23 protein-coding genes are annotated in these 22254 nt (G+C 44.1%); 15 read left to right on the plus strand and 8 right to left on the minus strand.

From position 1 onward, the window contains the following. Window positions 1–73: 73 nt before the first annotated feature. Window positions 74–1075, plus strand: a complete 1002-nt coding sequence (locus FTD44_RS13895; protein ID WP_222167003.1) for a dioxygenase family protein — start codon at window positions 74–76, stop codon at window positions 1073–1075. 519 nt (window positions 1076–1594) lie between these two features. Here the strand turns inward: FTD44_RS13895 and FTD44_RS13900 are convergent. Continuing rightward, window positions 1595–2374, minus strand: a complete 780-nt coding sequence (locus FTD44_RS13900) for an alpha/beta fold hydrolase (protein WP_222167004.1) — start codon at window positions 2372–2374, stop codon at window positions 1595–1597. A 1-nt stretch (window position 2375) separates the two neighbouring features. Next, on the minus strand, window positions 2376–3803 hold the full coding sequence (locus FTD44_RS13905; RefSeq protein ID WP_222167005.1) for a leucyl aminopeptidase family protein: 1428 nt from the start codon (window positions 3801–3803) through the stop codon (window positions 2376–2378). A 168-nt stretch (window positions 3804–3971) separates the two neighbouring features. On the opposite strand from FTD44_RS13905, the gene mnmA reads away from it, so the two are divergent. Together mnmA and FTD44_RS13915 are read left to right on the plus strand one after the other, a co-directional pair. Then, window positions 3972–5081 (plus strand): tRNA 2-thiouridine(34) synthase MnmA, encoded by a 1110-nt coding sequence (mnmA, locus tag FTD44_RS13910; RefSeq protein ID WP_222167006.1) that lies wholly within the window; start codon window positions 3972–3974, stop codon window positions 5079–5081. Window positions 5082–5137: 56 nt separating this feature from the next. Beyond that, complete coding sequence (locus tag FTD44_RS13915) at window positions 5138–5866, plus strand: hypothetical protein (RefSeq protein ID WP_222167007.1); 729 nt, start codon at window positions 5138–5140, stop codon at window positions 5864–5866. A gap of 61 nt (window positions 5867–5927) precedes the next feature. Here FTD44_RS13915 and FTD44_RS13920 read toward each other — a convergent pair whose 3' ends face one another. Then, complete coding sequence (locus tag FTD44_RS13920) at window positions 5928–7316, minus strand: hypothetical protein (protein ID WP_222167008.1); 1389 nt, start codon at window positions 7314–7316, stop codon at window positions 5928–5930. Window positions 7317–7385: 69 nt separating this feature from the next. After that, window positions 7386–7730: a hypothetical protein gene (locus tag FTD44_RS13925; protein ID WP_222167009.1), complete on the minus strand. Its 345-nt coding sequence runs from the start codon at window positions 7728–7730 to the stop codon at window positions 7386–7388. A gap of 222 nt (window positions 7731–7952) precedes the next feature. Here FTD44_RS13925 and FTD44_RS13930 point away from each other — a divergent pair, with 222 nt between their 5' ends. The 9 genes from FTD44_RS13930 (at window position 7953) to FTD44_RS13970 (ending at window position 15906) form a co-directional block, all read left to right on the plus strand. Further along, window positions 7953–8408 carry a DUF1569 domain-containing protein gene (locus tag FTD44_RS13930; protein ID WP_222167010.1) on the plus strand — a complete coding sequence of 152 codons (456 nt, stop codon included), beginning with the start codon at window positions 7953–7955 and terminating at the stop codon, window positions 8406–8408. A 73-nt stretch (window positions 8409–8481) separates the two neighbouring features. Then, entirely contained in the window at window positions 8482–9312 is an 831-nt protein-coding gene (locus FTD44_RS13935; RefSeq protein WP_222167011.1) for a helix-turn-helix domain-containing protein, read from the plus strand. A gap of 98 nt (window positions 9313–9410) precedes the next feature. Beyond that, on the plus strand, window positions 9411–9941 hold the full coding sequence (locus FTD44_RS13940) for a YceI family protein (protein WP_222167012.1): 531 nt from the start codon (window positions 9411–9413) through the stop codon (window positions 9939–9941). Window positions 9942–10086: 145 nt separating this feature from the next. Next, window positions 10087–10971, plus strand: coding sequence for a 4,5-DOPA-extradiol-dioxygenase (gene ygiD / locus FTD44_RS13945; RefSeq protein WP_222167013.1), 885 nt, complete (start codon window positions 10087–10089; stop codon window positions 10969–10971). Window positions 10972–11077: 106 nt separating this feature from the next. Then, window positions 11078–12358, plus strand: coding sequence for a TCR/Tet family MFS transporter (locus FTD44_RS13950; protein ID WP_222167014.1), 1281 nt, complete (start codon window positions 11078–11080; stop codon window positions 12356–12358). A 20-nt stretch (window positions 12359–12378) separates the two neighbouring features. Continuing rightward, window positions 12379–13395, plus strand: coding sequence for a nucleoid-associated protein (locus FTD44_RS13955; protein ID WP_222167015.1), 1017 nt, complete (start codon window positions 12379–12381; stop codon window positions 13393–13395). 112 nt (window positions 13396–13507) lie between these two features. Continuing rightward, complete coding sequence (locus tag FTD44_RS13960; protein ID WP_222167016.1) at window positions 13508–14134, plus strand: glycoside hydrolase family protein; 627 nt, start codon at window positions 13508–13510, stop codon at window positions 14132–14134. 11 nt (window positions 14135–14145) lie between these two features. After that, the gene (locus FTD44_RS13965) at window positions 14146–14934 is read left to right on the plus strand and encodes a hypothetical protein (RefSeq protein ID WP_222167017.1); all 789 of its coding nucleotides are present in this window, start codon (window positions 14146–14148) and stop codon (window positions 14932–14934) included. Window positions 14935–14970: 36 nt separating this feature from the next. Next, window positions 14971–15906, plus strand: coding sequence for a hypothetical protein (locus FTD44_RS13970; RefSeq protein WP_222167018.1), 936 nt, complete (start codon window positions 14971–14973; stop codon window positions 15904–15906). Here FTD44_RS13970 and FTD44_RS13975 read toward each other — a convergent pair. The 3 genes from FTD44_RS13975 to FTD44_RS13985 are packed head-to-tail and all read right to left on the minus strand — an operon-like array spanning window position 15887 to window position 18190. Then, window positions 15887–17140: a 3-deoxy-D-manno-octulosonic acid transferase gene (locus FTD44_RS13975; protein WP_222167019.1), complete on the minus strand. Its 1254-nt coding sequence runs from the start codon at window positions 17138–17140 to the stop codon at window positions 15887–15889. The two genes, FTD44_RS13970 and FTD44_RS13975, sit on opposite strands and share 20 nt — an antisense overlap. Then, window positions 17140–17901 (minus strand): MBL fold metallo-hydrolase, encoded by a 762-nt coding sequence (locus tag FTD44_RS13980; RefSeq protein WP_317196841.1) that lies wholly within the window; start codon window positions 17899–17901, stop codon window positions 17140–17142. The genes FTD44_RS13975 and FTD44_RS13980 overlap by 1 nt, the downstream gene beginning before the upstream one ends. 16 nt (window positions 17902–17917) lie before the next feature. Beyond that, complete coding sequence (locus FTD44_RS13985) at window positions 17918–18190, minus strand: hypothetical protein (RefSeq protein ID WP_246625440.1); 273 nt, start codon at window positions 18188–18190, stop codon at window positions 17918–17920. Window positions 18191–18252: 62 nt separating this feature from the next. Between FTD44_RS13985 and FTD44_RS13990 the strand changes: the two genes are divergently transcribed. The 3 genes from FTD44_RS13990 (at window position 18253) to FTD44_RS14000 (ending at window position 20894) form a co-directional block, all read left to right on the plus strand. Next, window positions 18253–18933 carry a hypothetical protein gene (locus FTD44_RS13990; protein ID WP_222167021.1) on the plus strand — a complete coding sequence of 227 codons (681 nt, stop codon included), beginning with the start codon at window positions 18253–18255 and terminating at the stop codon, window positions 18931–18933. Window positions 18934–19098: 165 nt separating this feature from the next. After that, complete coding sequence (locus FTD44_RS13995) at window positions 19099–19734, plus strand: porin family protein (RefSeq protein ID WP_222167022.1); 636 nt, start codon at window positions 19099–19101, stop codon at window positions 19732–19734. Between the two features lie 170 nt (window positions 19735–19904). After that, the gene (locus tag FTD44_RS14000) at window positions 19905–20894 is read left to right on the plus strand and encodes a potassium channel beta subunit family protein (RefSeq protein ID WP_222167023.1); all 990 of its coding nucleotides are present in this window, start codon (window positions 19905–19907) and stop codon (window positions 20892–20894) included. 58 nt (window positions 20895–20952) lie between these two features. Here the strand turns inward: FTD44_RS14000 and FTD44_RS16245 are convergent, their stop codons facing one another. Beyond that, entirely contained in the window at window positions 20953–21756 is an 804-nt protein-coding gene (locus FTD44_RS16245) for a CPBP family intramembrane glutamic endopeptidase (RefSeq protein WP_222167024.1), read from the minus strand. Window positions 21757–22254: the final 498 nt, after the last annotated feature.

Genomic DNA, 22254 nt, shown 5'->3' on the forward strand with positions numbered 1-22254 from the left:
CCGTATAGGATAAAAACATATTTGAGTTAGTTTTGAATTGTCAACAATGCTTAATTAACTCAAATATTTTTTTATGAACAGGAAAGAATTTTTAAGAGCTTCCGGATTAGCGGGCCTCGGCCTTTCACTGCCCTTTGCAAAAGCCTTTGCCGGCAGCGCTGATGAGAACAATACCCTTGCTTCCTGTACCCTTATTCCGACAGAAACGGCGGGCCCTTTTCCATTGGATCTTACAGCAAACACAACTTTCTTCCGCAGCGATTTAACAGAAAGTCAACAGGGTACACCGCTCCAGGTAAAGCTCAGGATCCTGGGCGTAAATAATTGTGAGCCGATGAAGAATGTGCGGGTAAATATCTGGCACTGTAATAAAGACGGCCTGTATTCCGGTTATGATAACAGCAACAATGCCGGACAAGCGGGGCTTACGTACCTGAGGGGGTACCAGATGACCGATGCGGATGGCTATGTGAATTTTACGACCATATTCCCCGGCTGGTATAATGGCCGTATCTGTCATATCCACTTCCAGGTATATGTGAGCAGCAACTATGCAGCGATCTCCCAGTTTACCTTTGATATTGCGACCAAAAACCAGATTTACGCCAATAACTCATCTGTGTATACCAAGGGCTCCGATCCGATGAGCCTGGCCTCTGACAATATATTTTCTGACGGATACCAGTACCAGATGTGTACATTGACGCCCAACAGCAGCGGCTACCAGGCCTACCTGGAAGTGGCAGTGCAGGGCAGCGGTACAACAGGTATCGGTAATATAGATAAAGAAACCGCTAAGAATATGCAATTGGGACAAAACTATCCTAATCCGCATTCCGGTACCACTACCGTTCCTTTCTCACTGACACAGACTTCCAAAGCAGATTTACTCATCTTTGATCTGATGGGCCGCCAGGTAGCACATATCGATTGTGGTCGTCTGAATGCCGGAGATCATGAGCGCAGTATTTCCCTGAGCGATCTGGGTCTGGCCCATGCCAACTATGCTTATCAGCTGAATGTAGAGAATGAGAACGGAAGATATACCGATGTAAAGATCATGACGTACCGTTAAGTACGATACCGGCTATCGTAGCTATACATAAAAAATTTACTGAGTATCCGCTTAAAGGAAACAAAGTCTAGCGTTATGATTTAAGTAGCTTATATATCTATTGCTACCTTTTGCCTTGATGCAAAAGGTACCGCCAAAAAATCAAGGCTGTATACATCCCTGGCTAAAAATCAATGTGTCGGCCGGTCGCAAACCAGAACGCTGCGCTCAGACAGTGGTTTGCAACTCTATCGACCGAGCCAATGATTTTATGAACGCCGGATTTATAAGGCCTTTCGAGCGATCTGTACGGTACAGATCGCTTGTTGTTTTCATCACAGCGATAGCCATTTTGGAGTGGAGATGCGATCGTTGAGCACCGAACGGATCACACGTCAAGCTCAAACGATCAATGCACGAAATGGTGCAAAATGGCGGTGCTATGCAATCGCCTTGATGAAAACAAAGGCATTTTTGGTCCTTTTGTTGCCGGACAAAAGGACGAATAAAAGTTATCTACATGCGGATAGTCAGTAAAAATTATTGTTCCTGTAAGAAAGCGACGCAACGCTGTAATACAACTGCAGGTTGCTCCTTATGCGGTGTATGCTTAGCCCCGGGTATGAGCAAGGTCTCTACTGGTCCGGATACCTGCTCCCGTATACGCTGTACCTGCATCGGGCTGCCGTATTCATCCTCTTCGCCCTGTAACACGAGGGTAGGGCAGGAAATATGATGCAGGGCCTCTTCTATATTCCAGTCCCTGAAATCCGGTCGCAACCAGGTATCTGCCCAGGCATGGAATACCGGATCGGTATTGCCTCCATGGTATTTGGCCAGTTTCTGGGGTAATGCAGTGGTGTTGTATTGTTTCACCGCCTCCATTATACCGTTCAGGGTAATGTCTTCCACAAAAATATGCGCCCCTTCGGTAATAATGGCTTGTATCCGCTGCGGATACTTTGCCGCAGCTAGCAGGGCTATACTGCCACCATCGCTATGGCCGAATAATACAGCCTTGTCCAGGCCACAGGTGTCCATAAAATCAATCAGGGTATCAGCCTCCCGGTGCATATAATCCAGCTCCCGGTACTGAGTACTGAATGCCTGCGACTGTCCGTATCCCTGACGGTCGTAGAGGTATACCGTTTGCCCGGTCAGTGCAGCCACCTGCTGTGGAAAATCGCGCCAGAGGCGGATGCAGCCCAGCGAATCATGCAGGAAGATTATGGGCAGCCCATTGCCTTCCTGCATAGCCATATGTATACGGATGCCCTTAACCAGGACATCCTGCTCCTGTAAAGGAGAAAATTGATCCATCTTATTTACCGAAATTTATGAGGAAATCGATCATCAGGCGCACACCCATAGCCACACCGCCGGTAGGGCGGTAATCCTTGCCGGAGATATGATGCGATACGCCAGCTATATCGAAGTGCATCCACGGGAAATCGGTGAAATGCTCCAGGAATTTACCCGCAGTGATCGCGCCGCCAACCGGTCCGCCGATATTTTTCAGATCCGCGATATCCGATTTAATCATATTGCCATATTCCTCCCATAAAGGCAGTTCGACTACTTTCTCAAACTGGTTCAGTCCGCAGGTCCTGATCTTATCTTTAGTCGCCGGGCTGGCCGTTCCCATAGCGCAGATGGCCACATCGCCAAATGCATTGGCCGCAGCACCGGTCAGGGTTGCAAAGTCCAGTACCAGTTCCGGTCTGAATTTTTTAGCATAATGCAGCGCATCGGCCAGTACCAGACGGCCTTCAGCATCGGTATTCAGTACTTCCACAGTAGTACCATCATACATGGTAATCACATCGCCGGGTACATAAGCATTCTCGCCCGGACGGTTTTCCGTAGCCGGCACCAGTCCGATTACATGCAAGGGCAGGTCCAGCATAGCCACAGCATACATAATACCTGCTACAACTGCCGCACCGCTCATGTCGCTTTTCATACGATCCATAGAGTTCGGCGTCGGTTTCAGGCTCAATCCGCCCGTATCATATACGATACCTTTACCCACCAGTACAATCGGCGCTTTGTTGATAAACTTCTGCGGACGATGCTCCATAATGGTAAAGGTCGGAGGCAGTACGCTACCGGCATTTACCGCCAGTATACCACCCATCTTCATTTGTTCGATCTTTGCTTTGCCCAGTACCTGTACTTTAAAACCACCGGTTTTGCCCATATTCTGCAGCTCTTTACCCAATTGCTCAGCAGTCAGGTATTGCAGCGGTTCATTAATCAGGTCTCTGGCACGACATACTGCATCTACAATGGTTTGCAGCTCGTTCAGTTCCTTAACAGTAATGCTCTGGGTAGAGAAAAACAGGTCCTGCAGGCTGTGGGTCAGCTTCTTAGCAGTGGATTTGTATTTCAGGAACTGGTAGTTCGCCAGGGATAAACCCTCTGCCAGTAAGTAGGCAGCACGTTTATTTCCTGATAAATTATGGATATGGATATCGGTCAGTTTTTGCTGATTCAGCAGGGTACACAGGCTGGCGCCCTGTTTGCGGATCAGTTCGGCAGTCTGCCACTCTTCCGGTTTGGCTGTAAGCATAACCAGGTATACATGGTGGGTATATTGGTTAACCGAGCAGATTTTTACTTCATTTTTGAACTGCTGTGTTACATAAGCCTGTTCTTCTTTGCTCAAACCTGTGTCTGTCAGCGAGGTTTTGGCATCTATAATATATACGATATTGCCTTTCGGCGCTTTTTGAATTTTAAAAAACATACTCTTGAAAATTTGGTCAAAGGTAAAGATTATTGTGTTTCACGTCAAGTGCTTATGTGCATTTGGCCTGTATGAAAGCTTCTTGATAGCACTATAGTTTATTGCAATAGCCATCAACATATATTTTCGTAATTTTGCAGGTTCAAATTCATTTATCAAAAAGCAGTCATGAGTAAAAAAGGCAGAGTGTTAGTGGCCATGAGTGGTGGGATCGACAGCACGGTATCAGCATTAATGCTTCATCATCAGGGATATGAGGTAGTAGGAATCACTATGAAAACCTGGGACTATGATAGTTCCGGCGGAAGTAAGAAGGAGACCGGCTGCTGTAATATCGACTCCTTTAATGATGCTCGCCAGGCTGCGGTGCATCACGGCTTTCCGCATTATATCTTGGATATCCGGGAGGAATTCGGCGGTGCAGTGATTCAGAATTTTGTAGATGAATATATTGCCGGGCGCACGCCTAATCCGTGTGTATTGTGTAATACACATATCAAATGGTCTGCTTTACTGAAGCGTGCCAATGCCCTGGATTGTGAGTTTATCGCAACAGGACACTATGTAAAAGTGCGTGAAGAGAACGAACGTTTCGTGCTCTCCAAAGCCCGCGACCTGACCAAAGATCAGAGCTATGTGCTCTGGGGACTGGAGCAGGACTGCCTGAGCCGCAGCATCTACCCGCTGGGTGATTACCTCAAAACAGAGGTGCGCCAGCTGGCCGCTGATATGGGCTATATAGAACTGTCTAAAAAAGCAGAAAGCTATGAGATCTGCTTCGTACCGGACAATGACTACCGCGGGTTCCTGAAACGTAATGTAGACGGACTGGAAGCAGCTGTGTCCGGAGGTAATTTTGTAGACAAAACAGGTAAAATACTGGGCAAACATAAAGGTTATCCATTCTATACCATCGGCCAGCGTAAAGGTCTGGATATAGCCCTGGGTAAACCTGCTTTCGTAACACAGATCATTCCGGAAACCAATACGGTAGTACTGGGTGACTCTGTAGACCTGGAACAGAACGAAATGATTGTACAAGGACTTAATTATGTAAAATATGCCGGCATATCTGAAGGTATGGAAGCGGATACTAAAATCCGTTACAAAACGGCACCAAGCCTGAGCAATCTGTATAATGAAGAAAACGGTAATATCCGTGTGTCATTCTATGATACGGTAAGTGGTATTGCACCGGGCCAGTCAGCTGTTTTTTATGAAGGAGATGATGTAATCGCAGGAGGGATCATCCGTTCCGGAAATATTTCCCTGAAATAGTTCATAATAAAATATTTTTGATTTATCTTAGTCCCGGTTTTTAACAGATTTCAATAATGCGCAATATATTTAAAGTAGTAGCAACGCTTACCGCCGGTTCTGTGTTCATGTTAGCTTCCTGTAAAAAGGAAACTGAAGCCCCATACGATAATACAAACTATTTTCCCCTGCAAACCGGAAAATACATCCTTTACGATGTGGATTCTATTGTACATGATGACTTCAATGAAACATCTGTTTCATATCACTCACAGATGCGTTACGATGTGGTAGACAGCTTCAAGGACAACCAGGGCCGTCTGAGCTATACGATTAATGTAATGTGGCGCAAGAATTCAAGCCTGGAATTTGTACCGAGCGATGTAATACAGGTAACCAAAACCGCTACAGGACTGGAATGGGTACAAGGTAATGTACGACTACTGAAAATGATCTTCCCGGTTGCAGAAGGTGCTAACTGGAATGGTAACTCTGCCGTATCTACATTGGATCCTCAGCTGGATGAATACATGGTAGATAAGTACGGATGGAATTATAAGTATGCCAACTTAGGAGCTACATATGATCCGGGTAATAATCCGTTTTATAATACCGTTACAGTAAATGAAGTAGATGAGAAAACGAATGAGGCTGTAGGAGATAATTATGCAGACCGTAATTATTCGCAGGCAGTATATGCTTATGGCAAAGGCCTGATCTACAAAGAGCGCATCTTCTGGACTTATCAGCCTAATAAATACAAAAAAGGCTATGAAGTAGTGATGCGTGCAGTAGAGCAAAACTAGAACTCGATTTTATAAGATACAAAGAGGGATTTACGATACAACGTAGATCCCTCTTATTTTATTAAAGTACTTTCTTAATATATATTCTATCAGACTCGGCAAATACCAGCATATTGTAATTGTAGTCACAGATAACGGGCGCTACCATTGCCGGATTAATAGGAAAACAAGCAGTATCCTTTATCAGGTGCATATCCTTACGGTTATAGAGTGCCAGGTGATATTGACTGTCCCGGTTGTCTGCATATAAAACCCGGATGACCTGCTGGCTTACTTTAAAGTCTGCTATGTACATTTCAGGTTTTTCAAAAAGAGTACTGCTTTTATTGTTTTCAGGAACCAGGTGCAAATCGTATACCGTTTCCGGTTTCAGCATATTATATATTTTACCTTCAAGCGGCAGCATACAATAGTTTTTGTCATACAAGGCTATCGAGTGGTTTAGCCCCTCCTGATAATGCTTTGGAGGGAGGGTAAGAGGCAGTAAGCTGCTTGTCTGGTACCAATTACCATGTTGCTGTAAAGTGCAGAGGTATTTTCTGCCTGTCTGTTGCCGGTTACCATGTCCGATTGCACTATATAATATACCCTTGTATTGATGGAGACCAGGCAAGTAATAGTAATTACTGTCTGTTGCATGCAGCCGTACAGGTAATGCACTGGTACTGATATGGCTACCGTTTTTAGTGAATTTAGTAATGGAATGAAAATAATTAACTACGATATCATTATAGATTTTAATATTGCTGTCGACGTATTTATGTTTGGAAAGGACAAAAATAGTATCTCCCTCATACCAGAAGTCCTCAATTTCATTCTTTTTGGGTACACCCAATTCGGTCAGGGCTTCTATTTCTTTTTTGTAAGTATATAGCCCGCGGAATATATCGTAAGCCAGGCTATTGATTGAGTCTGTACATTCCAGCATTATCCGGTTTCGGGTCAGTAAGTGATATGCATAAATGCGCATACGCACACGGTCCTGCATCCAGAGTGTAAAGCCTTCGCTCTTCACTCGACGTGGGTTGATGTCCAGACTGTCGGCATTTATGTTGAGCAGCGGTTGAGACAGGGTATTAAAAATGACAGCTTCGTTTTGTGTAAACTGTTTCAGCGGCATCATTAACCTATGCTCCCCGTCATCCTGCAACAAGGCAATAGAAGAATAGCCGGCCGGTGCCCACTGTCCATACATGCTGTCTGACCAGATATAGTGGAATCCATATTGGCTCAGGTAAAAGTTATCGCTAATATAGGCTGAATCCTTACGCAGGTTTTGTGACAGGATTATGTTATTACTGATGTGTGGCTGCAGATAATCTATATAACTCATATTGCGGCTGCAGGAAGCACAATCGTTAATGTTGAAGGCGATGAATATATTATTCTGTGCCGGTAGCTGCCCGCAGCAAAGTAAACACAGCAACAGGAAAGGGTAGGCGATTTTCATAAATAGGGGTTAAAGAACGATCGCTGTTTATGATAAACAGCGATCGGGTTTGATAATGATACTATTAATTTAATGCGCAACAGCAGATACAGGTTCGACCGTGAATGAAGAACCTTCATTAAAGCCTTGCTGCTGGCTTTTCCTGTTGTTTTCATTAATTGCATCATCATGCTCTGAATAGATAATGTATTCCGTCCATCCACCTTTACCATCAACATTATAAATTTTATACTTTGTCCCACTCTGGAATTGCTGGCATCCATTATTGAAATCAGAGAAACATGGAGCCATTCCGCTACAATAGAGAGCAGACCCCATAACATAAGCATTTCCCATTTCTACATAGGCGAATGTAGCATGGGCAGTCAGGGTGGCTATAATAAAGCTTGATACTGTAAAAATCCTTTTAATCATAGGTGTTATATTTTAAATGTGCAGTATGAAATTATTTCTTTTCCTCCCATATTTCTTTGTATTTAATGTTATTTGAGCGTTAATATATGTATTGTTTTAATATGATATTGATTTGTTGAACACTACATATTAACAGCAGATTATTTCGTAAATTGTTACCATGCCGATGCAAGGAATGTCTGCTTTTTTTGTTTCTTTTGCCGGAATAAATCACTTGTGTATATGAACAACATCTTTGATGCAAACGTTGTACAGTCTTATCTCGATCGTTTGCAGACCTTAAAACCGGAAACACAGCCTAAATGGGGCAAAATGAATGCGCCACAGGTACTGGCTCATCTGAATGTAGCTTATGAAATGATCTTTGAACCGGAAAAACACCCGGCTCCTAAGGGTTTACGTAAACTGATGCTGAAATGGCTGGTGAAGTCGATGGTGACCAGTCCGAAACCCTATAAAGAGGGTATGCCTACGGCTCCCAGCTTTATCATTACCGATAGCCGTGATTTTGAGCGGGAAAAAGTGCGCCTGACCGGGTTTATGCACCAGGTACAACAATTGGGTGCTGCTCATTTTGAAGGTAAGGAATCGCACTCCTTTGGCAAACTGAGTTCCGGACAATGGAATATAATGCTGGCCAAACACCTGGACCATCATTTTAACCAGTTTGGTATTTAATTGTACATACAGCATACAGAGCTACTCCCACATCTCTGCTTTTTATTCATAATAAAAGCCCGGTTACATCATTATGCAGGAAAAACTAAGGATATTCAAATTAACCCCCGAAGAGGCTTTACGTATAGAGCAGGGGAGTAATAATCCGCATTTTCATAGCTATGAAGAACTGATTATAGGAGTAAAGGGGCATCTGACCCATTTTATCGACTTCCGGTCGGTGGAGCTGGATGCCCCTTTTGTAAGCTTTATTGCCAAAGGCAAGCTACATAAGGTACAGTCCCGTGCTATAGACGGGGAACTGGAGTTCTGGGTATTGCGCTTTCGCAGCGAGTTTATCCCGGAATTGATATTTCACTTATATGCCTTCTACCACGATAGTGCCAATATTATTTTACCCAAAGATTTCTGTTTCGAACGCATGGCCAAACTCTGTGAGATCATGCATGATGAGACCCTGGCATCCGCACCGGATGAAACCGTGCTGCGCTACCTGCTGAGTGCCCTTTTCGCGATGATGGAAGCGGAGCGCCGCAAACAGGACCTCGAGCACAATACAATTGTACAGACCCAGAATGAAACCTTTAAGCAATTCCTGCAACTGCTGGAGGATAACTATAAGCGGCCGCTTGGTGTAAATTATTATGCCGAAATGCTCTTTATGAGCACCAAAAACCTCAACCTCATAGCCCGAAACATAATGCAGCAAAGCATTTCAGAGATCATTGAGACCCGTAAACTGACCGAAGCAAAGCATTTGCTGGTGAGTACAGATAAAACGGTATCTGAAATCGGTTTTGACCTGGGTTATAAAGAGAAGTCTTATTTTACCAATGTTTTCAAGAAGAAAAGCGGCATGACGCCGACAGAGTTCAGGGAAGAAATGAGAAAGATCGCTTCCTGATTTTACAACACTTTGTCTCAAAAGTGTAACCAGCGCATATGTTTTGTGTCGGATCTTTGCATTGTAAATCAAACGTAAATATCTAAACAAAAAATATTATGGCAAACGTAAAATGGGCTCTGGACCCAACACACAGCGAACTGTTATTCAAAGTAAAACACCTGATGATCACTAATGTGAAAGGTGAATTCCGCACATTCAGTGCTGCAATCGATGGTGAAGATTTTACCAGCGCTCCGGTTACAGTGAAAATCGATACGGAATCTGTATTTACCAACAACAACGATCGTGATGGTCACCTGAAAAGTCCTGATTTCTTCGATGCAGCACAATACCCTTCAATTACCTTTACCAGCAAATCGTTCAAGAAAGTTGATGACGATGAGTATACCCTTACCGGTGATCTGACCATCAAAGATATTACCAAAGAAGTAAGCTTAGAGGTTACTTATGGTGGTGTGAACAAAGATCCATGGGGTAATCAGAAAGCAGGTTTCTCTGTGAAAGGTAAAATCAACCGTACCGATTTCGGTCTGACCTGGAACGCTGCACTGGAAACCGGTGGTGTACTGGTGAGCGAAGAGGTGAAAATCGACGCAGAAGTACAGTTTGTACAGCAACCCGCTTAAAATAATTATCCTTTATACCCCTCGCTCTGCGCGGCACTGAATGAAACAGTGCCAGGATCAGCAATGATTGTCCACTAGTTTACCGGTTGATCCCGTGCAGAGCGATGTCTAAGGGACATCGCTCCTATTTTTGTAACTGATTATCATGAACAGAAAGCATTTTTTAAGAACTATGGCACTTTTACCCCTGGCAGGTGTAGCGACTAAATTAGGCGCCCTGCAGACGATGACGGATACCTTTACCCCTACAGACAAAATGCCTGTTTTGTTTTTAGGACACGGTAGTCCGATGAATGCAATTGAGGAGAACGAATTTGTACAGGGATTCCGCAATGCGGCTAAAGGTATACCCAAGCCTAAAGCGATCATTTGCATCTCTGCACACTGGGAAACAAAAGGAACCATGGTGACTGCTATGGAAATGCCCAGGACAATTCATGATTTCGGAGGTTTTCCGAAAGAGCTCTTTGCTGTGGAATACCCTGCAAAAGGCAGCCCGGAACTGGCCCGCATGACCAGGGACCTGCTTACCGGAACAGATGTGCACCTCGATGACCGATGGGGACTGGATCACGGTGCCTGGAGTGTGATCAAACATATGTATCCCGATGCAGATGTACCGGTCATACAGATGAGTATTGACTATACCGCAAGCCCGGAAAGACATTATGAAATAGCCCGCCAACTGGCTGCATTGCGTAGGAAAGGTGTGCTCATCATTGGTAGTGGCAATATGGTACACAACCTTGGTGCAGTAGACTGGCAGAACTTTGATAAAGATAATTATGCCTATGACTGGGCCCTGGAAGCCAACGGTAAAATGAAAGATTTTATCCTGGATGGTAACCATAAAGCACTGGTCGAATTCCGTAAGCAAGGCCGTGCATTTGACATGGCCATACCATCTCCCGAGCATTACTTACCATTGATCTATATCCTGGCTTTGCAGGAACAAAACGAAGCTACTGATCTGTTTAATGATAAGGCTGTGGCTGGCTCACTGACCATGACTTCTGTGAAAATATCCTGATGGAGATTAATGTCAATTTATAACATATAATCTTTTGGATAAGTCTCTTTAAGCCTATAGGGAAAATCGTTTTAATGCATTTATCTTTGCTCAAAATCAAAGATCTATGCAAAAAAACAAGAAGAATGCTGCAATCGGGTTTATTTTTATCACCTTACTCATCGATATCATCGGATGGGGCATTATTATTCCGGTTATTCCTAAATTACTGGAAGAAATGCTGCATGTTGATGCCAGCGGTGCGGCTACCTATGGTGGCTGGCTGACCTTTGCCTATGCACTGACGCAGTTTGTATTTGCTCCTGTTGTGGGCAACCTGAGTGATAAATTCGGACGCAGACCCGTTATTTTACTTTCCTTAGTGGGCTTCTCGCTCGACTACGTATTCCTTTATTTCGCACCAACTTTTGCCTGGCTGATGGTCGGTCGTGTACTGGCCGGTATTACCGGTGCCAGTGTAACCACTGCCAGTGCCTATATTGCCGATATCAGTACGGAAAAAGATCGTGCCAAGAACTTTGGTCTGATCGGGGCTGCTTTTGGTTTAGGATTTATTATCGGACCATTATTAGGCGGACTGTTGGGTAGCCTGGGACCTAAAGTGCCTTTTATGGCCGCTGCTATTTTATGCCTGATCAATTTCCTGTATGGCTTCTTCATCCTGCCGGAGTCTCTGAGACCCGAGCTGCGTCGTCCTTTCGACTGGAAGAGAGCAAACCCTATCGGTTCCCTGCTGAGCCTGAAAAAGTATCCCGAACTGTTATGGCTCATTATTTCCCTTACCCTGGTATATGTAGGTTCTCATGCCGTACAAAGCAACTGGAGCTATTTTACCATGTTTAGATTCGGCTGGACCGAAAAAACCATTGGTATTTCCCTTGGTGTAATGGGTGTGCTGGTGGGTCTGGTACAAGGGGTACTGATCCGCTGGATCAATCCGAAGCTGGGTAATGAAAAAAGCATTTACATGGGGCTGGGACTGTATACCATAGGTATGTTCCTCTTCGCTTGGGCTACACAAAGCTGGATGATGTACGCTTTCCTGATCCCGTATTGCCTGGGTGGTATTGCAGGACCGGCATTGCAATCGGTGATTACCTCGAAAGTACCGGCCAATGAGCAGGGAGAGCTGCAGGGCGCACTGACCAGCCTGATGAGCGCTACTTCTATCATCGGGCCGCCGTTGATGACCAATACTTTTTACTTCTTTACGCATAAAAAAGCACCGGTATATTTCCCGGGGGCTTCATTTGTGCTGGGTGGTTTGCTGATGGGACTGAGTGCCCTGCTGGCATACTACACCTTTACCCGTGGTCGCCTGTTTCACTATAACCGCCAGCTGGCCAAGAGAGAAGAAGACAAAAAGAATAGTTCCACAACCGTATAATAAACACAGAGGATTGATATATGTTACAAATCGCTTTACATAAGGTAGGTAATAAGACGAATGATGAAGGATATTTTCTATCGGACGGACTGCTGCACCTGGAGGAGGAGATAGATGCTTTATTGCAGACCTATTTCTTATCTCCCTTTAAATTCGATACCCTTTACGAATTTTATCATGAAACGCAGTTGTCGCTGAACGAGATCTATACTTATGCACAACAGATATTTGAAGCACCGGAAACCCTGCATGAGCAATCAAGGGCCATTGCCAAGCATTTGTACCAGAAGAGTATTCACCCCAAGGTAAAGGGTGGGGAACTGTATGTGGTGTACTTCCCTGACTATGTTTTCCAGGGTGAGGAAGTGCCGGCAATAGGCATTTTTAAATCAGAAAATAAAGATGTATTCCTGAAGGTGCATCCGAAAAATGATAACTTCTCTATCGAGAAACAAGAAGGTGTAAACATTAATAAACTGGATAAAGGAAGCCTGATTATTAAGCGCCCGCAGGATGAGCATCCTATTGTGGCCGTTGTCGATAACCTGAACAAATCTACCGAAGCACAGTATTGGTTTGACGAGTTCCTGAAAGTGCAGCAACAGCAGAATGAGTATTTTCATACCTCACAAACCCTGTCTATGTACAAGAATTTTGTGATGGAGGATCTGCCACAGGCCTTTGATGTGTCTAAAGCCGACCAGGCCGATCTGCTGAACCGCTCCGTGCAATACTTTAAGGAGCATGAATCTTTCAGCATGGATGAGTTTGAACAGGAGGTAATGGCACAACCCGACATCATAGACCGCTTTGCGCAATATAAGCAGGGCTATGAGCAGCAGTATGAAGTGCAGGTAGAAAATGAATTTGATATTTCTGCAGCAGCCCTGAAAAAGCAGGCCCGTAATTTTAAAAGTGTGATCAAACTGGATAAGAATTTTCATATTTACATTCACGGTGACCGCAGTCAGATCGAGCAGGGGATTGATGAAGAAGGACGTAAATACTACAAGATCTTCTACGATGTAGAGCAATAAAAAAGGAGCATTACAAATGCTCCTTTTTTTATGAATGCACACTAAGAAATAATAACAGTCATACGTCTATATATAGTGATATATATTCCTTGTCAACCCTTATTTACCTTTTATGAAAAAACTGATACTGACCTCTTTTGCCTTTACCGGCCTCACCCTGCTGGCCTGGATTATTGGTGCGACTTCCTGTGCCCGCAATACTTATAATGTACTGATCAAAAACCTTAATTCGTATCCTGTGCGGTATGTTGAAGATAACGTGTCCGGTTTTTCTACCCGGGAGGTCATCCAGGAGTCTGATACGATCAGCTACCAGCAGTTAGGGATCAATACCCAAATAGAAACCCACAAATTCCTGACCGGGATCAATCAGTTGCACCTGGGCAATCAGGCCCTGGCCTTTAAACCGGGCCCACCAAGATATAATTTCCTGGAGCAGATCCGGTCCTTTCATATCTATACCCTGAATGATTATAATGCCGGTTACCATGCCGGTGACGAGATCAGTGCCATCTGCGACTTCATGGATGAGGATAGCCGTAACTGGCTTAATGCTGCGGCGTACAATACCGTGTTGCAATCGATGAATATCGCGCAGGAGTATTTCGTGCCGTCCGTATTCTGCCGGTTAAAGCAGGGACCTTCCGTGTCCGGCAGTCCGCAGCAGTTCGTAACAGAGCTGACGACTACAGACGGTGTTGTATTCAGAGACACAACTTATACATTCCGCATTAATTAAACCAGACTACCATGAATATAAAGAACATTATCTGCTGTCTGATCCTTTCAGGCATTGCAGCACCGGGCATCAATGCATCGGCACAGAAAAAGAAAGCAACCTTTCGCTTTTTTGCAGAAGGCGCCTGGCAACAGCAAATCAATGGCGTGGATATACAAGGTGCTAAAAGAGGACTGATCAGCCTGCCGGCAAAAAGTAATCTGGGCTTATCACTGAATGCAACCGGGGAGAAAAACGGATTTTATCTGCGGCTGGGGCTGGGTATACTGCAACAGCCCTCAGCTTTTACGGTAACTGATCCTGAGCAACGAACAGTCCTGTATCGCTCAGATTTTACCAATTATTATACTACAATAAAGGTAGGGGCAGGCATTATTGCCAAACGTTGGCAGAACGGCAGCCGTCTGGGCCTGGAATTGAACTATACCGCCCTCTCTTCCAACAACATCAAAACGGATGTTGTGCTGGTGAAGCAAGCCTATATGCTTAGCGGGCAACCAGCTGAAGATATAAGAGCGTATATCGATTATGATTACGGTGGTACAGAGCCTATAGATATAGGCGGTATTTTATCGCTCTTCAGTGTAACGCCGGTCTACGAAAGCCGTCCGCTGTTTGGCCGCTCGGCAATAAGGGTAGGCCTGGATATTTCTACCAAAGTAGGGGCAAACCGTTATGGCAGTACCAATGCGGCTCAGGTAGCCATTTTTAAAGGAGGCGGAGATCGGACCATTATAGCGGAAGAAAAATATTTCGACCAACATTTAACTATTGGCTTACTTTTAGGACTCACTTTTTAAGAAGATTTTTATATTTGTAGCTATACTACATTGAGCATGGAACGGATACACAACTTATTGCGGAAAATACAGGATGTTTATTACCAGAAGGGAGATAAGCAAGTCATAGATATAGACCTTATGCTGGATTATACCAGGGTATTATATGCCGATCTGCTGGAATGGCGTAAAGCTACAGAAGATACTGCTGTTACTGCCCCGGAATGGCCTGCAGAGCCGGTTATGGCTGCTCCGACTTCTGAAGAACAAACAGTTGTGCAGGATGCTGAACCAACAGCACCTGAACCGACACCCGTAACCGAACCCATTCCTGTTGTGACCACTACAGCGCCGGAGGTTATTCCTCATGAGCCGGAACAAGCTGAAGAACCGGAAGCTGAAATGCCGGTGGCAGAAGAGACTGCTGAAGCAGAAACTGAAGTTGCCGTTGCTGAAACTCCGGAGGAAGTAGCACCGCATGTAGTTGATGAAGTAGCAGAGATTGCCACCGAAGAGCCCGTATTGCCAGAAGAGGAAGAGCCGGTAGCTGAAGTACAGACCATGCCGGAAGCGGAAGAAGAAGCTTTAAAGCCTGTGCTGGAACATATGGATGAACCGATCCAGTCTGAAATACACCTGGAGCTGCCTGTTACCGCTGAGGAGCAGGATCTGGAGCCGGTAATATTAGCGGAGCCCGAAGGGGAACGAAAATCAGCACCGGAACATAATACTACATCCGGATATTTGTTTCAGAAATCATTTAAAGATGTACGCTCTTTTATCGGGATCAATGATAAGTACCAGTTTATGAATGAACTGTTTTCGAATAATAAAGCAGCTTACGAGACAACCCTGGATAAGATAAACTTCTGCAGTACGCTCAATGAAGCAGAACAATGGATTTCCAATGAAGCGCGCGGACAATATAACTGGTCGGAAGAAGATGAAACTTATCAGTCCTTACTGACCACCGTTAAAAAATATTTTGCGTAGCTAAGTATTGCATAATACGCAGTGTTGCACCTTTGTGTTTCAGGACATATGTTAATGATGCCTGTGATGCAAAGGTGTATTTTTGTGTATTGTCCTGCCATTCACGGAGTTGTGCAGCCAGTTCCTCAGCATCTGTACATGATTGTGCCGCCTGGCAATCGATCAGGTCCAGCGCCTCCTGGTAGCGATCATAATTAGGCCCCCAGCATAATGCCTTGCCATATACTGCTGCTTCGATACTATTGTGAATGCCCGTTTTATTGAAGCCACCACCAATCCAAACATAATCTGCATAACGGTATAGATAGGCTAGTAGTCCTATTCTGTTGACGATCAGTACACGACTTGATGCAAAGCGTTCTGGCTGATCGTACAGGCAGCTTTGTGAACCGAACAGGTCCTGTATCTGTCTGATATGCACCTCGTCAATTTCATGCGGTGCCATCACTAACTTGGTACCTTCGGGAAGAGTACCCAATGTTTTTGCCAATAGTTGCTCATCGGCTGCCCAGGTACTACCAGCTACGATCAACTGATCATTGCCTTTAAATGTAGCGATCCCCTCTATATCCTTTTGTTCGGCAGCAATAGCCATTGCCCGGTCCAGGCGGGTATCTCCCACAAGCGTACAATCGTGCACCCCAATGGTATCCAGTAACTGTACCGATAATTCGGTTTGTACAAAGAGGTGGTCGAAATAGCCCAGCATCTTACGGTGCAATTGTCCATACCATTTAAAGAAAGCATGTCTTTGCTGAAAAATAGTAGAGATAATGATCGTGTGTATCTTCTGGTTATGTAGCTGGCGCAGGTAATGATACCAGAACTCATACTTTACAAATACCGCCAGTTGTGGCGCCACAGCTTTTACGAATTTCCGGGCATTGCCCGGCGTATCCAGGGGGAGGTAATAAATATAATCAGCCCCATTATAATTTTTGCGCACTTCATATCCGGAAGGCGAAAAGAAAGTCAGAACAAGGCAATAGTTAGGGTAGGAGGCTCTCAGCTGCTCCAGCAGTGGCCTGCCCTGTTCGAACTCGCCCAGGCTGGCACAGTGCATCCATATACGTTTGCGCTGTTCTGCCTGCATGTCTTTCTGAATGCGCGATAGTAAACCTTTCCGTCCCTGCACAAAAAGCCGGGCCTTATTTTGAAATAAAGCCATGACCGCCGCCGCAGCAGCATACAGTTGAATAGAAAGATTATATAGAAACAGCTGCAGGAAAAACATTAGCAAGTTAACTTCAGTCCGTCATAGGCCAGGAATATTCCTTGTGGGAGCGATGTATTAATCTCATCATGCAGGCCTAACTGATGGCTGATATGGGTAAAATAAGTTTGTTCGGCCCCGATCTCCTGAGCAATGTCAATAGCCTCGTTCAGGGTGAAATGAGAAATATGCTTTTCATGACGAAGAGCATTTAAGACCAGGATTTTTGTCCCGCGGATCTTATCCATCTCTTCAGGAGCAATATAATTGGCATCTGTAATATAAGTAAAGTCACCAATACGGTAACCAAATACTTCCAGTTTATAATGCAGCACCTTAATCGTACGGAAATCCATACTGCCTACAGTAAAGTCCTGTCCGGTCAGGGAGTGGATAGCCAGCTGCGGCAAGCCAGGGTACTGGATATTGCTGAAGGCATATTGAAACTCTCTTCTTAATATCTCTTCCGTATCCGGATTTGCAAATATGTCAATGTCTTTCTGGGTCCAGTAGTTATAGGCCCGTACATCATCCAGTCCGGCTACATGATCCTTATGGCCATGCGTAAATACAATACCGTCCAGGGTTTCTACTTTGGCCCGCAACATCTGGTAGCGGAAGTCCGGCCCGCTATCGATGACCACACTGGTATCTTCATTTTGCAGCCAGACCGCCGATCGTAACCGGTTGTCTTTCGGGTTGGCAGAGGTACATACCTCGCAACCACAGCCGATCATGGGAACACCCTGAGACGTTCCGGTGCCAAGAAAAGTAATATTCACAGAAAAGGTTTGAGTGTTAAAGATTTAGTTCAGATTGTACCGATCCGTTATCGTCTCCCTGCTGGCGCTGACCCAGTTGTGCATACCATTTTTGCATTTCACCGCTCAGGCTGTCCTCGTCCAGTTTAATATCAGGCAGGATCTCAATCAGTGCATTGATGCGTCCTTCTGTATTTAAGAATTTATTGATCACCACCACTTTTTTGTGCTCCAGGATGCAGTAACCAGATGAAAAAGTACCTTTCTCATACCGCACAATGTACTTAGCTTCATCAAAAAGCTGTTCCATTTTTTTTAGGGTGTTTGGTGTATATTTGAAACTCATATAGATATATGCCTATGATCAGAAATATGTTCAGAATATTATCGGATAAAGGTAGTAAAGTTATCTTAATTGTACTGTTTTCTTTGGTTAATATGCCATCGGCCAGCGCGCAATATGATTATGATAATGCCCGCCCTGTGGGCGGACTGCTCGCCGGAGCCAACTTTACCCAGGTAGATGGCGATGGGTATAAAGGGTATAACAAGATTAGTCCTGCCGGTGGAGGTATCCTGTATTTGCCGGTGCGTAATGCCGGACTTCCGGTCGAGGGTACCCTGGCCTGGAGCATGGAAGTGCTGTATGCCGGAAAAGGAGCATTCGGTTCCGGTAGTGGTATCGCTACCAATGTGCAACAGCAGAAAATCTCCTTGATCTATGCAGAGATTCCCTTACAGCTTAATTACTGGCGCGGGCCGCGCAAGAGTATATATGGTGCCGGTTTTGCACTGGGCTACCTTGGAGCCTCCGAAGAGGAGATCAGTACCGTAAGCGGACAGGTATACAATTTTCCTTTCCGTAAGCTGGATATGAGCTTCCTCGCTACCGCTAATTTTCATATCGGCTATGGCTTTTTTGTCTCGCCCAGGTTTCAGTATTCCCTGGCATCTATCCGTAAACCGAATGCCGCACTGAGCAGTTTCGGCAGGGAGGAGCAGTTTAATAATGTGTGGAGTGTAAAGCTGATGTATTTGTTTAATGTACGTTAAAAATAATTGCCGCTCAATAGGGATGCACCGTTAAAGACATCCTAAAATCGCGTCCGGCCGACTTTTGTAGTCATCGGCTTCGTTATTTTGCCTTTGTAAATGAATGACATGCCTGCTTTATGCACCATGTAGTAAACAAACAAAAACAAACAAAATAGCAATTTTATGAAGAAGATGATTTTATCAGTAGCAGCGCTGGCCGCTGTTGCGACGACGACAAATGCACAATCAGTTAGATTCGGAGTTAAAGGAGGTGCAAACTTTTCTAACTCTATGCTGGAAAATAAAACTTCAGGCGTTACATCTCCATTCGGTGTAGGTGGTTATGCCGGTGGATTGGTAGAGTTCTCCTTCAAGAAACCAAGCGATAAATTCAAACTGCAATTAGAGGCGAACTACGATTTTTACAACCTGAGAACAAAAGCTACGGTGAACAATGCAACTGTAGTATCTATTAACCGTTTCCATTCTATCAGCGTACCGCTGGAAGCAAAATATTTTATTACACCTTCTTTCAGCGTATTTGCAGGACCTACTTTTAACTTCAACCTGGCCTCTAATACTAACCTGAAAACAGGTTCTACCCAGGGCGATAAAGTAGAGACCAGCGATAACCTGAATCCATTCCAGATTGGCGGTGTGGTAGGAGCAAACTATTATATCGTAAAAGGTTTCTTTGTGGAAGCAAGATATAACTACATCGCTCCAAGACCATATGACCGTGTATTCGGTGCTAACGATCTGGGTGCAACAAATAATATCCAGGTTGGTATCGGATATAAATTTGACAGAAGCAAGTAATTTATACAATTAAAACATTACAAAAGCGGGTCGCATTCTTATATGCGGCCCGCTTTTGTAATAAGATGATTATATCATATTTATTGATGCCTGCTTAAGAATAAACTAACGTTTTACTGCAGATCATTAGTCTACATTTGTATCTTCAACAAAACAATAATCAAAGCAATATGGAATATCGTAAAATGGGTAATACCGGCCTGGACCTGAGTGTATTATCATTCGGTTCATGGGTTACTTTCCACAAACAGATTGATGATGGTATCTCTGACCGGCTGATGAGCATTGCTTATGAGAACGGGGTTAACTTTTTTGATAATGCAGAAGTGTACGCGCTGGGCGAATCAGAAAAAATGATGGGCCGTGTATTGAAAACCAAAAACTGGGATCGCACATCCTATGTAGTATCCAGTAAAGTATTCTTTGGCTGGAGAGGGAAAGAAAATAAGCCTAACCAGCACGGACTGGGCCGCAAACATATTATGGAAGCCTGTGATGAGGCGCTGAAAAGATTACAGGTAGATTACCTGGATCTGTATTTCTGTCACCGCCCCGATAAGCATGTACCTATTGAAGAAGTCGTGCGTACGATGAATACATTGATCCAGCAGGGCAAAATCTTCTACTGGGGTACCAGCGAATGGAGTGGTGTCGAGATCATGGAAGCACATGCTGTTGCACAACGCCTGGGACTGGAAGGCCCTAAGATGGAACAGCCGGAGTATAACCTCTTCAACCGCAATAAAATGGAGCAGGAGTACCTGCAGATCTTTAAAACGGTAGGCATGGGTACCACCATCTGGAGCCCGCTGGCCTCCGGTTTACTGACTGGTAAGTATAACGATGGTATACCTGATGGTTCCCGACTGTCTCTTGACGGCTTTGAATGGCTGAAAGACAAATCCATCACCGATCAGAAATTACAGGATGTGCGCAATCTGAAAAAAGTAGCGGACGAACTGGGTACCTCACTGGCTACTTTAAGCCTGGCTTGGACTATCGCTAATCCGAATGTGACCACAGCTATCATTGGTGCTACCAAAGAATCACAATTGACAGAGAATTTAAAAGCACTGGACATCCTGCCTAAACTGACGGCAGAAGTACTGGGAGAAATTGATACCATTATGGGTACCAAACCATTACAGCCAGCTTACTAATAATTATAGCAAATACATTTCATAACACAGGGTCAGCACTATGCTGACCCTATGTTATTTATAAACTTATCTGTTGCTTCTGCAATCGAGGCCGGATGTATTGGGTGTAGATCCAGGCAGAGAATACGGCTATGCAGTAATAAGTAATAAGAGTATTTCCCTCCCATACTTCTGCAACACTTGTGGGTAAATAGTAAGAATGGGCGTTATAGCCGGGACTGAAATGCACCATATAATTAATGGTAAAATGCAGTCCTATAGCTACACCCAGATTTTGAAACATTAAATACAGCATACCGAACGCTATGCCAATAAAAATAATATACACTAAAACATAATAATTATATTGACCGTGACAAAGTGAAAAAACAATTGAACTGATCAAAATAGACCAGTAACGATTAATGCCTTTGTATATAAGCAGAGATAAAATTAAGAACCGGCACAATACTTCCTCCATAGCAGCAGGTATGTATATATTAACGATAGCAGGCATATACTTTAGTGGATTGACAAAAGTTTCCCTTATAAGGTTCACATAATGATCCAGATTGCTATCTGAGAGAAGGAGCATTATCAGCAATGTAAACCCTTCAAAAAATACTATACCTACAATACTTAATGTCAGGGTGCGTAAAGTATATTTGGGTATGAGGGTTAACTTGTAGGGTCGCTTAAGCCAGCTTCGCTTTAAGAATACTAATGTAGTCAGGAGCAACATAGGCCCTAATAAGCTTAGATTATATGGAAGCTTATTGAAAAACATTTGGAGCCACATGAAAGCAAAATAAATCAACACTGCTGAGCATATCTGTATCGATATGCTCAGCAGTGTTTTAAAGGAAGAAGTAAATGAATTCATTGTTTTAGCTATTCTCTGACGATCTGAAAAAAATCCAACAGAACCTTGGACAGATTATATAAAGAGTATAAGCAACAAATTATATAAATTACTATCAGGCCGAAGGAGCTGAAGCTCTTGTTAGTCCTTGCTTTTTTGACAGATCCAATCACCCCAATTGCTAAAATGATCGTCATTAAAGAATAAATGATTATACTGATGTACGGCTTCATAGGTTTTATCCAGCTATTGTAAATAGCCGTTTGGATTATAGTTCAAGTTTTTTGCTTTAGTTAAGGTCAAAACTAAATAGTTGATATATAAAATAAGAATATTAGTTAGTACTATGCATTGTCTGTTGAGATATTCATAGTTACCTGCATCGTTGTATTATCGGCATTGCCCTAAGATGTGGTCCACGAGCGGATCAAGGACAGTGCTATTAAAAGTGTTGGGGGCCGCGCGGGCGGGCGGCCCACCAATTAATATAAAAAAATTTTTTGAAAAAACCAGGGGTTA

It is taken from the genome of Edaphocola aurantiacus (assembly GCF_019797745.1).
GTDB classification, from domain to species: domain Bacteria; phylum Bacteroidota; class Bacteroidia; order Chitinophagales; family Chitinophagaceae; genus Edaphocola; species Edaphocola aurantiacus.

Excerpts from the sequence above, each read along its gene's own strand:
- FTD44_RS13895 (WP_222167003.1), top strand. The coding sequence starts at position 74 with ATGAACAGGAAAGAATTTTTAAGAGCTTCCGGATTAGCGGGCCTCGGC.
- FTD44_RS13900 (WP_222167004.1), bottom strand. The coding sequence starts at position 2,374 with ATGGATCAATTTTCTCCTTTACAGGAGCAGGATGTCCTGGTTAAGGGC.
- FTD44_RS13905 (WP_222167005.1), bottom strand. The coding sequence starts at position 3,803 with ATGTTTTTTAAAATTCAAAAAGCGCCGAAAGGCAATATCGTATATATT.
- mnmA (WP_222167006.1), top strand. The coding sequence starts at position 3,972 with ATGAGTAAAAAAGGCAGAGTGTTAGTGGCCATGAGTGGTGGGATCGAC.
- FTD44_RS13915 (WP_222167007.1), top strand. The coding sequence starts at position 5,138 with ATGCGCAATATATTTAAAGTAGTAGCAACGCTTACCGCCGGTTCTGTG.
- FTD44_RS13920 (WP_222167008.1), bottom strand. The coding sequence starts at position 7,316 with ATGAAAATCGCCTACCCTTTCCTGTTGCTGTGTTTACTTTGCTGCGGG.
- FTD44_RS13925 (WP_222167009.1), bottom strand. The coding sequence starts at position 7,730 with ATGATTAAAAGGATTTTTACAGTATCAAGCTTTATTATAGCCACCCTG.
- FTD44_RS13930 (WP_222167010.1), top strand. The coding sequence starts at position 7,953 with ATGAACAACATCTTTGATGCAAACGTTGTACAGTCTTATCTCGATCGT.
- FTD44_RS13935 (WP_222167011.1), top strand. The coding sequence starts at position 8,482 with ATGCAGGAAAAACTAAGGATATTCAAATTAACCCCCGAAGAGGCTTTA.
- FTD44_RS13940 (WP_222167012.1), top strand. The coding sequence starts at position 9,411 with ATGGCAAACGTAAAATGGGCTCTGGACCCAACACACAGCGAACTGTTA.
- ygiD (WP_222167013.1), top strand. The coding sequence starts at position 10,087 with ATGAACAGAAAGCATTTTTTAAGAACTATGGCACTTTTACCCCTGGCA.
- FTD44_RS13950 (WP_222167014.1), top strand. The coding sequence starts at position 11,078 with ATGCAAAAAAACAAGAAGAATGCTGCAATCGGGTTTATTTTTATCACC.
- FTD44_RS13955 (WP_222167015.1), top strand. The coding sequence starts at position 12,379 with ATGTTACAAATCGCTTTACATAAGGTAGGTAATAAGACGAATGATGAA.
- FTD44_RS13960 (WP_222167016.1), top strand. The coding sequence starts at position 13,508 with ATGAAAAAACTGATACTGACCTCTTTTGCCTTTACCGGCCTCACCCTG.
- FTD44_RS13965 (WP_222167017.1), top strand. The coding sequence starts at position 14,146 with ATGAATATAAAGAACATTATCTGCTGTCTGATCCTTTCAGGCATTGCA.
- FTD44_RS13970 (WP_222167018.1), top strand. The coding sequence starts at position 14,971 with ATGGAACGGATACACAACTTATTGCGGAAAATACAGGATGTTTATTAC.
- FTD44_RS13975 (WP_222167019.1), bottom strand. The coding sequence starts at position 17,140 with ATGTTTTTCCTGCAGCTGTTTCTATATAATCTTTCTATTCAACTGTAT.
- FTD44_RS13985 (WP_246625440.1), bottom strand. The coding sequence starts at position 18,190 with ATGGAACAGCTTTTTGATGAAGCTAAGTACATTGTGCGGTATGAGAAA.
- FTD44_RS13990 (WP_222167021.1), top strand. The coding sequence starts at position 18,253 with ATGTTCAGAATATTATCGGATAAAGGTAGTAAAGTTATCTTAATTGTA.
- FTD44_RS13995 (WP_222167022.1), top strand. The coding sequence starts at position 19,099 with ATGAAGAAGATGATTTTATCAGTAGCAGCGCTGGCCGCTGTTGCGACG.
- FTD44_RS14000 (WP_222167023.1), top strand. The coding sequence starts at position 19,905 with ATGGAATATCGTAAAATGGGTAATACCGGCCTGGACCTGAGTGTATTA.
- FTD44_RS16245 (WP_222167024.1), bottom strand. The coding sequence starts at position 21,756 with ATGAATTCATTTACTTCTTCCTTTAAAACACTGCTGAGCATATCGATA.